Annotated in this window: 9 protein-coding genes; 5 read left to right on the plus strand and 4 right to left on the minus strand. The window is 40.1% G+C overall.

The window, feature by feature from the left end:
• Positions 1-411 precede the first annotated feature (411 nt).
• On the plus strand, positions 412-3,753 hold the full coding sequence (locus Q1W14_RS03000) for a TonB-dependent receptor (protein WP_300699161.1): 3,342 nt from the start codon (positions 412-414) through the stop codon (positions 3,751-3,753).
• A 19-nt stretch (positions 3,754-3,772) separates the two neighbouring features.
• Entirely contained in the window at positions 3,773-5,671 is a 1,899-nt protein-coding gene (locus Q1W14_RS03005; RefSeq protein WP_300699162.1) for a RagB/SusD family nutrient uptake outer membrane protein, read from the plus strand.
• Between the two features lie 101 nt (positions 5,672-5,772).
• Here Q1W14_RS03005 and Q1W14_RS03010 read toward each other — a convergent pair whose 3' ends face one another.
• Complete coding sequence (locus Q1W14_RS03010; RefSeq protein WP_300699164.1) at positions 5,773-6,780, minus strand: aspartate-semialdehyde dehydrogenase; 1,008 nt, start codon at positions 6,778-6,780, stop codon at positions 5,773-5,775.
• A gap of 151 nt (positions 6,781-6,931) precedes the next feature.
• Between Q1W14_RS03010 and Q1W14_RS03015 the strand changes: the two genes are divergently transcribed.
• The 3 genes from Q1W14_RS03015 to Q1W14_RS03025 are packed head-to-tail and all read left to right on the plus strand — an operon-like array spanning position 6,932 to position 10,453.
• A complete protein-coding gene (locus tag Q1W14_RS03015; RefSeq protein ID WP_300699166.1) occupies positions 6,932-9,058 on the plus strand; it encodes a cation:proton antiporter in 2,127 nt (708 codons plus the stop codon).
• A gap of 26 nt (positions 9,059-9,084) precedes the next feature.
• The gene (locus Q1W14_RS03020; RefSeq protein WP_300699167.1) at positions 9,085-9,795 is read left to right on the plus strand and encodes a tRNA threonylcarbamoyladenosine dehydratase; all 711 of its coding nucleotides are present in this window, start codon (positions 9,085-9,087) and stop codon (positions 9,793-9,795) included.
• A 4-nt stretch (positions 9,796-9,799) separates the two neighbouring features.
• On the plus strand, positions 9,800-10,453 hold the full coding sequence (locus tag Q1W14_RS03025; protein WP_300699169.1) for an ABC transporter ATP-binding protein: 654 nt from the start codon (positions 9,800-9,802) through the stop codon (positions 10,451-10,453).
• Positions 10,454-10,456: 3 nt separating this feature from the next.
• Here Q1W14_RS03025 and Q1W14_RS03030 read toward each other — a convergent pair whose 3' ends face one another.
• The 3 genes from Q1W14_RS03030 to Q1W14_RS03040 form a co-directional block, all read right to left on the minus strand.
• Positions 10,457-12,781 carry a TonB-dependent receptor gene (locus tag Q1W14_RS03030; RefSeq protein WP_300699171.1) on the minus strand — a complete coding sequence of 775 codons (2,325 nt, stop codon included), beginning with the start codon at positions 12,779-12,781 and terminating at the stop codon, positions 10,457-10,459.
• 114 nt (positions 12,782-12,895) lie between these two features.
• Positions 12,896-13,846: a helix-hairpin-helix domain-containing protein gene (locus Q1W14_RS03035; protein ID WP_300699173.1), complete on the minus strand. Its 951-nt coding sequence runs from the start codon at positions 13,844-13,846 to the stop codon at positions 12,896-12,898.
• Positions 13,847-13,850: 4 nt separating this feature from the next.
• The coding region (locus Q1W14_RS03040; RefSeq protein WP_300699175.1) for a sodium-dependent transporter at positions 13,851-14,605 on the minus strand (755 nt) is incomplete at its 5' end.

Below are 14,605 nucleotides of genomic sequence, written 5' to 3' on the forward strand. Positions count from 1 at the left end.
ATAATAAGGTCTAAAATACGCATATTTGCAAAACTATAAATATAAAGTTAAAAAAATGCAAATGAGTGTTCATGATATTAAATAATAATATATCTTTGCTAAGTCGAAACAAGCGAAAGATATCCTCTTGATTTTGATGCCTTTGTTAATAACAAGTTTTGTCTCTTAAAATCGCTAACGAAGTTAAGTAATTGAAATATATTTGATTTTAAGTCAATACGTACTAAGTTCCACGAGAACTTGGTAAAAGGATATAAAGAGAAATAATACATAGAAAATGAACCTTTAAATAGAGATACGCCTATGAGAAATTAAGAAACACTCGGAAAACAATAATTTTTCTAATTTATTATTCCCCCCTTACCCTAATTTTGAGAAACTATTTTAATTTAATAAAATCATCAATCACTTATGAATGAAGATCGTAAAAGACGAGGATTAGCTAATGGCAAATTCCTCACTGCGGTAGCAATCAGTGCGCTGTTTTTAGGCAGTGGTAATGTGATGGCTACTCAAACTGCGTCTGCAAGCTCACATGGAGTATTGGAACAGATGCAAACTATTTCTATGACAGTCACAGTTGTAGATACTAAAGGCGAACCTATTATTGGTGCTAATGTCATAGAGAAAGGCACTACTAATGGTGGTATTACGGATTTAGATGGAAAATTTAAAATGAATGTGAAGTCGGGAGCTACTATTCAGATATCTTTTGTTGGCTATACAATGCAAGAAGTAAAAGCTGCTCCTACTCTGAAAGTAACTTTGAAGGATGATACAGAATTACTAGATGAGGTTGTAGTTGTAGGTTATGGTTCACAGAAGAAAGTAAACTTGACTGGTGCTGTGGCTTCTGTAGACGTTAATAAAACAATTGATAGTCGACCTATTACGGATATTGGGCGTGCCCTTCAAGGAGCGGTGCCGGGATTAACTGTTACGACAAATTCCGGTGAAATTGGTGGGGCACCTACCATTAAAATTCGTGGTAGTATAGGGTCTCCAAACGGTGATGCCAAACCGTTAATACTTGTGGATAATGTAGAAGTAACTGATATTTCCATGGTAAACCCGGATGATATTGAAAATATCTCAGTATTGAAAGATGCTGCTTCGGCTTCTATCTACGGTGCACGCGGTGCATTCGGGGTATTATTGATTACCACCAAATCGAAGACTAAGCACGAACGTCTTTCTGTGAAATATACTAATAATTTTGCTTGGCGTACACCGACCAAAACACCTGAGCAACTTCCCGGATGGGAGCAAGCTGACATCAACTTGAAAGGTGTGATTAATCAAACAAAAGGTGCTACTGCTTTTTACAACGTGGTAGGTAACATGCGTGTAGATGCTACTCATGTACAAAAAATGAAAGATTATTGGGAGAAATACGGATATGGCAATCAGTTTGGTCGTGAAATGGAAGAAGGACGTGATTTCGAGTTCCGAGATGGCGGTATGTTTTTCATACGTACATGGGACTGGTATGATGAATATATCAAAGATTGGTCTCCACAGCAGAATCACAGCCTTTCTATCAATGGCGGAAATGGAAAAACCAACTATAATATCGCTTTGGGATATTTTTCCCAAGATGGTATGATGAAAATAAATTCAGATGATTACAAACGTTATAATGCAAACATTTCATTGAATTCAGAACTGAACAAATATGTATCTGTTCGTACAGGTGTGATGTTTACCCGTTCGGATTATGACAAACCGTTTAATTATGCCAGTGATATCTATGATCAGATGTATTATTTGTATCGTTGGCAACCGATGATGCCATACGGTACTTACGAAGGAAAAGAATTTCGTAGCGCCCTGACTGACTTGAAAACTGCTCCTACCATAACTCAAGAGCGTGAATATCTCCGTTTGACAGGCGGCGTTACAGTGAAACCCATTAAAGATTTATCCATTGATGTGGATGTGGCTTACAGCTCGGTAGAAACACGATTGAAAAAGTACGGAACACCCAGTTTGACAAGTGGATATAATATTTTCTCTGCACAATCTTCTCTTGATGCTTTGCGTAGTTCATACGGTAATTATAACGCAATAGCCACTTACGATTATGTCCGTCAGGAAACCGGACGTACCGAAAATTTGACGGCTAATTTTATCGCCACTTATTCCAAACGTTTGGGCGATCATGATTTTAAGGTGATGGGTGGATCTAACTTAGAGAAAAGCGAGTATAAATATTACTGGGCTCAGCGCAAGGGGCTGCTTGATCCTAATAAACCGGAATTGAATATGGCTACAGGTGAACAGACTACAAGCTCTGAACATACATGGTGGTCTGTTGCAGGTTTCTTCGGTCGTATCAACTATTCGTATAAAGATCGCTATATGCTGGAGCTTAACGGACGTTATGACGGTTCTTCCCGTTTTCCTTCCGGACAACGTTTTGGCTTTTTCCCCTCTATGTCTGCCGGTTATCGTATTTCCGAAGAAGCGTTTATGGAGCCCTTAAAGCCTTATCTGAGTACGTTGAAGTTACGTGGTTCTTGGGGTATGATTGGTAATCAGGATGTAGGTACCGATCGCTATGTTTCTACCTTGTCAACCGCAACTGATAGTTGGATTATCGATGGTAAAAAGGTTTCATCTACAGGAAAACCGACCATTGTATCTTCTGCACTGACTTGGGAAAAGGTTACTACAATCGATATAGGTTTAGACGCTCGTTTCTTTGACGATGCGTTGGGAGTAACATTCGACTGGTATAATCGTAAGACTAGTGATATCTTGACTAAAGCCAACTTACCGCAAACATTGGGTGCTGTCGCTCCGTATGAAAATATGGGTGCTATCCAGACTAAAGGATGGGAAATTGCTATTGACTATCGCCATACATTCAAGAATGGTTTACATTTTGGTGTGACTGCTTCTATTGCTGATGATAAAACTGAAGTTACTAAATGGACTCACAATACCGCACTACCTTCCTATGGTGCTACTGGCTGGTGGGAGACCGATGCTTATAAGGAAGGCATGATTTTAGGTGATATTTGGGGATTGCAGTTCGATCGTTTCTTGACTGAAGCGGACTTTAATGCGGACGGTTCTATGAAAGATGGTTTGCCGGATCAAACACAGGTATTCCCTGCCGGTTATGAATTCGCACCCGGTGACGTACTCTATAAAGATATCGACGGAAATGGCGAAATCAAGAGACAATCAAATATTGATGAAAAAGGTGACTTAAGTGTAATTGGTAATGCCTTGCCGCGTATGCAATTTGGCTTGAATTTGGATGCTTCTTATAAAGGATTCGATTTCAGCGCATTCTTCCAAGGTGTAGGAAATAGAAAATTATGGGCTGCAGGTAATCAAGTATTGCCGGGTTTCACTACCGGTGAACCTTTCTACAAGGGTGCAGAAGATTATTGGACACCTGAAAACACGAATGCTTTCTATCCTCGTCCGATGGATTATAAACAAAGCCAGTCAGGAAACTTCAGCCTAAACGACCGCTATTTGCTGAATATGGCTTATCTGCGTCTTAAAACCTTAACAGTAGGTTATACATTGCCTAAAACTTGGCTAAGCAAATACAAAGTACAAGGCTTACGCGTTTACTTCACTGGTGAGAATCTTTTCACTATTGATGGATTGAAACCGGCCATTGACCCGGAAACTGGTATACGTACTGCCGGTACTGCCAGTGATTCACGTAACTTTGGTCGTAGTTATCCATATCAGAAGACGGTATCATTCGGTATTCAGCTTAGTTTATAATTTAATAGTTATTGCAATTATGAAAAAGAAAAATATATTATATATTGCCTGTGCGTTGACGATGGCTTCGCTCTGTAGTTGTGAGGATTTCTTGGATAAAGATCCGCAAGACAAGCAGACCAATGACACATATTGGCAGACAGAAACATCACTGCGTACTTATGCCCAAGATTTTTATTCTACGTATTTTAAAGGGTATAATATTGACTATACTGTATTTGGTGGTTTCTTTTCGGGAGACAACTATACAGATGATTATATCAATCTGAATAATGCGAATACTTATAATGGAGGGTATATTTATTTCCCTACTTCCGCTACTACGGACTGGAATAGTAAAACTGCTATTTGGAAGGATCATTATGCTAATGTCTATAAGGCAAACGTTATGATTGAAAAAATTCCGGGAATGAGTATCTCGGAAGAAGCAAAGAATCACTGGACAGGGGTAGCACGTTATTTCCGTGCGATGGCTTATAGTGAATTGGTAAAAGCTTATGGCGGTGTTCCTTTCTATGATAAGGTGACCGATCCGGCTGATGAGAGTCTTTATAAGAATCGTGATTCATATCCGTATGTGGCACAAAAAATTCAGGACGATTTTCAATTTGCATTGGATAATGTGCGGGTAGACGATACCAAACGTCAGGTAAATAGAGATGTTGTTGGTGCATATATGTCACGCGAATTGTTGTATCACGCTACTTGGCTGAAGTATCATGGTACCACGGTAGGTCCTACATCGGAAAAAGTGGGTGATGCTGAAATCAAGAACCTGCTGCAAGGTGCCATCAATGGTGCACAAGTGGTTATGAACTCAGGTAAGTATGCTATTGGAAATACATACAATGCTTTGTTTACTACCGACGACCTGGCCAACAACCCGGAAGTGATTTGGTATCGTGAATATACAACCGGTTTGCAATGCAATGCCTTGATGTCTTACAATGGTCCTGAAGACCAAACCCAGGGTGGTGTTACGGAAAACGTGATTGAAAGCTACCTTTGTATTGATGGTCTGCCTATCGGTCAGTCTCCGGTTTATAAAGGCAAGCAAGATCCTAGCATTCAGAAATCATTCCAGAATCGCGATCCGAGACTCTATCAAACAGTTGCTGACAGCTTGCGTATCATGAGTGCACTTGGAACAAAATATACCGAGGGAACATCTCCTACAGGTTATCCGGCGAAGAAATTCCTGAATGACGAATGGTGGGCTGCCGGTTTAGACTATTGTACAGGTATTTTAAGTCCTGCCGATGCGCCTTGCTTCCGCTATGCTGAGGTATTGCTGAATTATGTAGAGGCTCGTTTTGAAATAGCCCAAGTAGGTGGTGCTGGATTTGTACAGGATGATCTTGACAAATCTATCAATCAGATTCGTACTCGTAAGCTGACGAAGTGGGGTGAAACTGAAGCTCAAACAATGCCGAAGGTGCAATTGGAAGGTGGAAGCTTGAGTGCAAATGGTGTAGTGATCAATGATCCGGCTCGTGATGCAGATGTTAATCCGGTATTGTGGGAAATCCGTCGCGAGCGTCGTATAGAGTTAATTATGGAAGGCCGTCGTGGTGAAGATCTTCGCCGTTGGGCTAAGTTCGAATATTTGAATTCAGAAGATGGGAACGGTAATCCTAATAAGATAATCCTGGGCGCTTATGTAAATATGGCGGACTATCCGACTATTTCTGCAAAGGATAAAGATGGTAATCGGGTGTTGTTCTTGTTTGATCCGGAAAATCCGACCAACAAAGACTCAGACAAGGGTTATATCTACTATCTGCGTGAAAAAGAACTTCGTATATTCAAGAAAGGTGAGTTGGATTCAGAACGTTATTATTTGCGTGCGATACCTGCAGAACAGATGACTATCTACAGTAATAAGGATAAGGAATTTACTCAGAATCCGGGTTGGTAATATAGAAAATTAGCAATCCAAAGAGAACAAAAATACAGTCTTAAACAACAGATGATAATTTCTGAAGTTTAAGACTGTATTAGTATTTGGAGATTTCTTCTTTACAGTGCTTTCTCTTTCACCAGATATTCTGCAATTTGCACTGCATTCAGTGCAGCCCCCTTCTTAATTTGGTCACCCACAATCCAGAATGTCAATCCATTATCGTTAGTAAGGTCTTTACGAATACGGCCTACATAAACGGGATCTTTACCTGCAAGGAACAAAGGCATGGGATATTCTTTCTCTGCAGGATTGTCCATCAATACCAAACCTTCGCCATTAGCAAATGCTTCGCGAGCCTCTTCCAAAGAAATAGGACGTTCAGTTTCAACCCAGATACTTTCAGAGTGTGAACGCAATGCAGGAACGCGTACGCAAGTAGCGCTAACTTTGATGTCGGTGTGCATAATCTTACGGGTTTCGTTGAACATCTTCATCTCTTCTTTAGTATATCCGTTTTCTGTGAATACATCAATCTGAGGAATGAGGTTGAATGCCAACTGGTAAGCGAACTTATCAACAGTAACAGGTTCGCCTGCTAATACCTGACGGTATTGCTCGTACAATTCGTCCATAGCAGCTGCACCGGCACCGCTGGCAGCTTGATAGGTAGAAACGTGTACGGTCTTTATATGAGACAGCTGTTCGATGGCTTTCAGTGCTACTACCATTTGGATTGTAGTACAGTTAGGATTGGCAATAACACCACGTGGACGGTCTTTAGCGTCAGCAGCGTTTACTTCGGGTACTACCAAAGGTACATCGGTATCCATTCGGAAAGCACTTGAGTTATCAATCATCACAGCACCATACTTGGTGATTGTTTCAAGATACTCTTTAGAGGTACCGGCGCCTGCGGAAGTGAAAGCGATATCGATCCCTTTAAAGTCATCGTTGTGTTGCAAGAGTTTAACCTCGATCTGTTTACCGCGGAAGGTATATTTAGTTCCGGCACTGCGTTTAGAACCGAACAATACTAACTCGTCCAACGGGAAATTCCTTTCATCGAGCACTCGCAGGAACTCCTGTCCCACGGCTCCGCTTGCTCCAACAATAGCTACTTTCATTTTTCTTTTGTTTTTAAATAGTTTATAATAAATTACATCCTATCTCTGATTTGATAGAATTGGTTGCAAATTTATAACAAAATGCTGTATAACACCCTATAAAGTGAAAAGTTTTTCGTTATTTTGCATTCAAACCCAAAACTCGCAATCTATGGATTGGTTTGACTTTAGCTTACAACTCCCAATTACTGACCCTACATGGATATTTCTCCTTGTACTCCTTATCATATTATTTGCACCTATCTTATTAAGTAAACTTCGTATTCCGCACATTATCGGCATGATTTTGGCGGGGCTTGTTATTGGTGAACATGGCTTTAATATTCTGGTACGTGATAGTAGTTTTGAACTTTTTGGCAAGGTGGGATTGTACTACATCATGTTCCTTGCCGGATTGGAAATGAACATGGGCGATTTTAAACAAAATCGAACGAAAGCTGCTGTACTAGGATTATTGGCTTTCATTATTCCGATAGGTATAGGCTTGGTTACGAATATGACATTGCTAAAATATGGAGTGATAACTTCGGTTTTGTTGGCAAGTATGTATGCTTCGCACACATTGGTAGCTTATCCCATTGTCATACGATATGGTGTGTCACGACATCGTAGTGTGAGTATCGCCGTTGGTGGTACGGCAGTAACGGATACGCTCACCTTGTTAGTTCTGGCGGTAGTCGGTGGGCTGTTCAAAGGGGAATCGGGTGGATTGTTCTGGGTATGGTTAGTCATTAAAGTAGTCTTTTTGGGAGCTTTGATTGTCTATTTCTTCCCACGTATCGGGCGTTGGTTTTTCCGGAGATATGATGATAGCGTGATGCAGTTTATATTTGTGTTGGCTATGGTTTTCTTGGGAGCCGGACTGATGGAGTTTGTGGGAATGGAAGGTATCTTAGGAGCCTTTCTGGCCGGTTTGGTTTTGAATCGTCTAATTCCACATGTATCTCCTTTGATGAACCATTTGGAGTTTGTAGGGAATGCACTTTTTATTCCTTATTTTCTGATTGGGGTAGGTATGCTGATTGATATACATGTGATATTTGGGCATGGAGATGCGCTGAAAGTGGCAGCTGTAATGATAGTTGTGGCCTTGACCGGTAAATGGATTGCTTGTTGGTTGACTCAGAAAATTTATAAGATGGCGGCTATTGAACGCGAACTGATGTATGGACTGAGTAATGCACAAGCTGCGGCAACTTTGGCTGCGGTTTTGGTAGGATATAATATTATTTTGCCTAGTGGAGAGCGACTACTGAATGATGATGTTTTGAACGGTACTGTCTTGTTGATACTTGTGACTTGTATTGTTAGTTCGTTTATTACTGAACGGGCAGCACGGAAGATAGCGATGGATGAGGCGCATTTGGAAGAGAATCAATCGGTGGAACAAGAAAAAATATTAATTCCTGTTGCTAATCCTGATACAATTGAAGATTTGATAAATCTGTCTTTACTTATAAGAGACTCGAAACAAAAAGATAATTTATTGGCTTTGAATGTTATCAATGATGATAGTAGTTCGGAAGCCGCAGAACTTCGCGGAAAACGTCATTTGGAGAAAGCTGCCTTGATAACAGCTTCTGCAAGTGTATCTTTACAGCAAATAACGCGTTATGATATGAATATTGCTTCTGGTATTATTCATACTGCTAAAGAATATGTGGTAACGGATGTTATTATTGGCTTGCACCGCAAAGTAAATATCGTGGACTCGTTCTTTGGTATGCTTGCCGAAAACTTATTGAAAGGACTGCATCGGGAAGTAATAATAGCCAAGTTCTTGATGCCTATCAATACGATAAGGCGTTTAATTATTGCAGTACCGTCCAAGGCGGAATATGAAGCTGGTTTCCAGAAGTGGGTGGGGCATTTCTGCCGTTTGGGAGAAACATTGGGTTGCCGTGTGCACTTTTATGCCAATGAGGAGACTACAGCTCATCTCCAGGCTCTAGTTAAGAAGAAGTACGGACAAACATTAACTGACTTTTCCCGTTTAGATGATTGGGGTGATTTGTTGATTTTGACCGGGCAGGTGAATTACGACCATCTATTAGTCGTCATAAGTGCACGTCGTGGATCTATTTCATACGACAGTTCATTCGAGAAATTGCCGGCACAGATAAGCAAGTATTTTGCTAATAATAGTTTGATTGTATTGTACCCCGATCAATTGGGTGAACCTCAGGATGCTGTATCTTTCTCTAATCCGCGTGGTAATAATGAATCACAACATTATGAGGAAGTGGGCAAATGGTTCTACAAGTGGTTTAAGAAATAGTGATTAGTGTTTAGTGATTTGTCGAGATGGAAGAGTGGAAACAGAGAACTCAGCTTTTGCTGGGAGATGAAAAGATGGAACGGATGCGCCGTGCACATGTGCTGGTAGTAGGCTTGGGTGGAGTGGGGGCTTATGCTGCCGAAATGATATGTCGTGCCGGAGTAGGGCGAATGACAATAGTGGATGCAGATACGGTACAACCTTCTAATATAAACCGCCAGTTGCCTGCTTTACATTCTACTATAGGCAGGAAGAAAGCAGAGGTGTTGGAGTCACGATACAAAGATATAAATCCGGACTTGGAGTTAACGGTATTGCCCGTTTTCTTGAAAGACGAGAATATTCCCGAGCTACTTGATGCGGCTTCTTATGATTTTGTAGTGGACGCTATTGATACCCTTTCCCCGAAATGTCATTTGATAGCAGAAGCGATGAAGCGTCATATAAAGATTGTATCGAGTATGGGTGCCGGTGCTAAAAGCGATATAACTCAAGTGCGTTTTGCTGATATTTGGGAAACCTATCATTGCGGATTAAGCAAAGCTGTTCGTAAACGTCTTCAGAAAATGGGTATTAAACGTAAATTACCTGTGGTATTCAGTACCGAACAGGCTGACCCGAATGCCGTTTTGCTGACGGAAGATGAGATGAATAAAAAGTCGACGTGCGGAACAGTGAGCTATATGCCTGCCGTCTTTGGTTGCTATTTGGCAGAATACGTAATTAAAAGAATATAGGATCATGATAAGATTAGAAAATATAACCAAGAGTTTTGGTAACTTGCAAGTGTTGCGGGGGATCGATATGAATATAGATAAGGGCGAAATTGTCAGTATCGTAGGTCCTAGTGGTGCTGGTAAAACTACACTGTTACAGATTATGGGTACGTTGGATATGCCGGATAGTGGTTCGGTAACTATAAACGGCACCTTGGTGAATCGCATGAAAGAGAAAGAATTGTCTGCATTCCGTAATAAACATATAGGTTTTGTATTCCAGTTTCACCAATTGTTACCGGAATTTACGGCGCTGGAAAATGTGATGATACCAGCCTTTATTGCCGGATTGGGGCAACAGGAAGCTAATGCCGCTGCAACAGAAATATTAGAATTTATGGGACTTACCGACCGTGCAAGTCATAAACCTAATGAACTTTCCGGTGGAGAAAAACAACGTGTAGCAGTAGCTCGCGCATTGATTAACCATCCGGCTGTGGTATTGGCAGATGAACCTTCAGGTAGTTTGGATACCCATAATAAAGAAGAGCTTCATCAACTCTTTTTTGATCTCCGTAACCGATTTGGGCAAACTTTTGTCATTGTAACCCATGATGAAGGATTAGCGCAAATAACAGATCGTACTATACACATGAAAGACGGAGTGATTAGTGGTTAGTTACTATTTTCCTGTACTCATTACTCCTGAATCATTATCGCTATTGTTCACTTTTCGCTGTGCTGTTTTGAAAGTGCGTCCAAACGAGAAGTTATAGGAAACACTGACTGTGAATAATCGAGAGCTTTCTTTTATATAATTACTGGTTTTATAAGAGGCAAACTTATTCCAGTTTTCACTCTGTACCTTATAGTCGTTTGTGAATGGGTTGAAAGCTCCTAATCCGACACGCAAGTCTTTATGTTTGTAATAGACACCAAAAGCTTGGATATTTTCTCCGCCTGATAATGTCTCTCCCCAAAAGTTATTCCAATTGGTATTGATCTGCCAATATAAGGAGAACTTCTTATAGCTTACCGAAGCTTCCGCTTCACAAAACCAGTTGGTATAAGTATGTGAATATTCATGTCCATGACTCATGTAATGGTTGACACCTCCTGTAAATGAAAGTTGTAGTATATCATGGATAGGTCCTAACCGGAACATGATACGTCCGGATACTTTTTGCCAGTCTTTCTGATTGTTCCAAGTCTGTATAATCTTATTGCCCTCTTGAATTTTCTCATCCATAATAGCATTCGGACGATAATCGTATGCTCCCCACACATTAGTATAAAAAATACCTTTCCTCCATTCATAAGCCAGTTCTGTATAGTAACACATGTATGACTTTAAATTGGGATTTCCACGACGGATTTGAAATGAATCTACAGCTTGCTCTACATCACTAAGATCGGCTAAAGAAGGAGATGCATTATAGATATTTCCTTTCCAGCGCAAATATGAATTATCTGAGATTGTATAGTGTAATACAAGACTTGGATTGAAACTGTAGTTGACCGTAGAATTATTATCTCCACTTTGGTTATAATAGAAGCGGGTCATGGCAATACCCAATCTGTAATCCAATTTATTCAACTTACCACGATATTCACTGAAAATATAAGAATTTCCTTGATGCATATTGGTCTCATAGGAATGACCATTCCGATATTCATTGTTTGAGTAAGATTGAGTATGGTTTATACCAAAGCTCAATGCATTTCCTTTAGAGAATTGTTTTTCGTAGATAGCTTCGGCAATCAGAGAATATTTATTACCGGAAGTATAATTATCAATGTCAGTTAATATCTCATTCTCTATGCTTTCCTGATAAGTTCGATTTGACTTCTCTCTATTATAGGTACCTACGAGATTGAAAACCAAAGTCTGTTTGTTCTTTAAGTTATGCTGATAGTAGAGGTCTAAAGACGGACGAGACCAGTTCCTTTTAGTTAGGTCTATCATATTGACTTTATCTGTAATGTCGTTGGCATTATAAAGAATCCCTTTGTAATCCCAATGTGGTTGATTATTAGCATACATGCGGAACGCTGCACTGAATAAAGAGTTTTCAGATATCTGAAGACTATAATTGACGTTCGCATTGTGTTGTGCTAAGGTTAATTTACTGGGTTCACCGAGTTCTAGCCGCTGCAAAATAGTGCCATCGGCTAAATGAAATTCTTCTTCATTATCACGATATGAACCATTGAAATCACGAGGACCTGCGAAATAGGAAAAACCAAGTTCTGATTTTTTGTGATTAATTTTGCCGTATATATTGTAGTTTCCCCACATTGCATTGACGCCTTGTGATATATCTGTGCCAAAGCTTCCTCCTGTATCGGGACGACGTACTATATAGTCCAAAACGATTTCTGCATTGCCATAGCGTAATCCCGGATTATCATGATATTCGATGCGGACAATATCAGCAGGTCGGAGTGCCTTTACTTCGTCAATTTCCGCTTTGACACCATTAATTCGTAGTTGTAGTTCTCCTCCTCCTGATAAACCTATCGTATTATTCATCGGATTTACCAGAATACGTGGTAGCATCATTTCTTGTAACAGATTTACTCCATTAGTGGAAGTTTTTAGTTGTCTTTCAGATGGGAATACTAACTTCCGATCAGCACGGCTTATCTGGCGAGAGCCGGTGATGGTGACTCCTTCCAAGGCAATAGCGGCACTATCCAAGACGATTTGTCCAAGGTCTGTGTGGCGCTTCACACCATCCAAAGTTATGTAAGCGGTGTTGTATCCTATACTTGAAATTACAATTCTGTAGTCTCCTTCAGTGGTATTCTTAAAGATAAACTGCCCTTCGGGATCTGTAGTGACTCCGTTTACAAAAGTAGAATCAATGGTTTGCAACACAACATTGGCATACTCTATTGCTATGTGCGAAGCATCACATACGGTTCCTTTTATTTCTATTTTTTGGGCAAAGATGCCTTGTACCATGCTGCCTAGCAATATGGCTACTATAATTAATTTTCTCATGTTATATGAAGATTCTAGTCCTTTTTCAGTTTGGCCCTTCTGTTTCAAGGTTGTTTTATGTCTTTTAGACGCAATAGGGTATGAAAAGGTTGCATTTTACTGGAAATGTTTTTCTTATTCGAAACAGATGTAGTGGCTAATTCTCTCTAAATCAGTCTTAGAGAATTCTTCGTAGAGGGTAAAAGGTTTTAAGTTGTGGAGTGCTCCTTTCTTTTTTCGATACTCCACAAAAGCTTTCGCCTGATAAAAGTTGATATATGGATGGCTTCGAAGGCGTTCTATTCCAATACGGTTCAGGTTTATAAGGCGAATGTCTTTGGGGTCAATACTGAACCATGATTGTAGTTGGTGGTAATTGAGATGTATATCTTCTAGTTGTTCGATGCAATAAAAGCCTCCTAGTCGCTGACGGTAGGCAGTAAGCATACGGGCGATACTGCTGCCAATACCCGGTATTTTTTGTAGCTCTGTGGTGTCGGCTTTGTTGAGATCAACAATAGTACCTATGGGATATTTGTAGGACTTGGGTTGAGAATTGGAGTTGTTATCGTTTGCCGATGGATGATTATACAGGCGGGTTATATTTCTGACGGTATCTTCGGGCACAATATAAATATAAGGTAAGAGGGTTTCATATTGTTCTTCTGTTAACCCGTATACTTTTTTGAAGTCTACTGCTTTACGAAATTTACCACCTTTACGGCGATACTGTAATATGTTTCGAGCCATCCATCCCGGTAGCCCTAGTCTACAAAAAGTAGCAGAATCTGTAGCATTGGGATTGAATGGGGTTAAGTTAAAGACTTGTGGCTTTTTATGATCGTATTTGGAATACTTTGGCTTCCATTGCTTTTCTTTCTCCTCGATAGAAGAGATAAATGTGTTGTATTCTGCTTCTGCAATAGCTTGTTGCTTTAGGTCCTCTTCAGAAGGAAATTGCATATCTTTCCAATAAGAATAAAATAATCCGGAGAGAAAGACGAGGACAATTCCGGAAATCAGAACAATTATTCCACGTCTTTCTCCCCGGGAGAAGTAAAAGAAGTTTTTGAAAGGGTTATGCATCTCTTTATTTTAGAAAACCTAATTCATTGATAAATACGATTGCAATGCCTATCGGTGCGATGTATCTTAAAATGAATATCAATAATTTATAGATTGGAACCTTTAGAGTCCCGTTATTACTTATTTCATCCCAGACTATCTTCTTGTTCAGATACCAGCCAATAAAGATGGAGATAAAGAATCCACCCAAAGGCAACATAATTTTGGCGGTAACGAAATCGAATAGATCAAATAGATTCATTCTGAATATAGTGTAATCCTTACCGACTCCGAGAGAAAGTGAACAGAACACTCCTAGGAAAATACAACCGGTAGTAACCAATATGGCAGCCTTACTGCGTGTAAATTTGAACTCTTCGTGCAAATAAGCCGTCACCACTTCGTGCAGGGAGATGGTGGAGGTCAGTGCTGCTAATGCCAATAGAATATAGAACATCAAAGACAAAGCTATAGCTAACCAAGGGATATTGCCGAAAGCTTGCTGGAACACGTTGGGTAAAGTAATGAATAATAAACTCGGACCTGCATCGGGTTGAATGCCTACTGAAAATGCAGCCGGAAAAATGATGAAACCTGCGAGTATAGCTACCATTGTATCAATTGCGGCTACATTGAAAGCGGTCTTGGATAAATTCGTATCATTTCTGAAATAAGAAGCGTAAGTACATAGACATCCCATTCCGAGACTTAAAGAGAAGAAAGCTTGTCCCATAGCTCCTAGTATTACACTGCCGTTCACCTTGCTGAAATCAGGCTTTA

The organism is Bacteroides sp., assembly GCF_030151085.1.
In the GTDB taxonomy this organism is placed as follows: Bacteria; Bacteroidota; Bacteroidia; order Bacteroidales; family Bacteroidaceae; genus Bacteroides.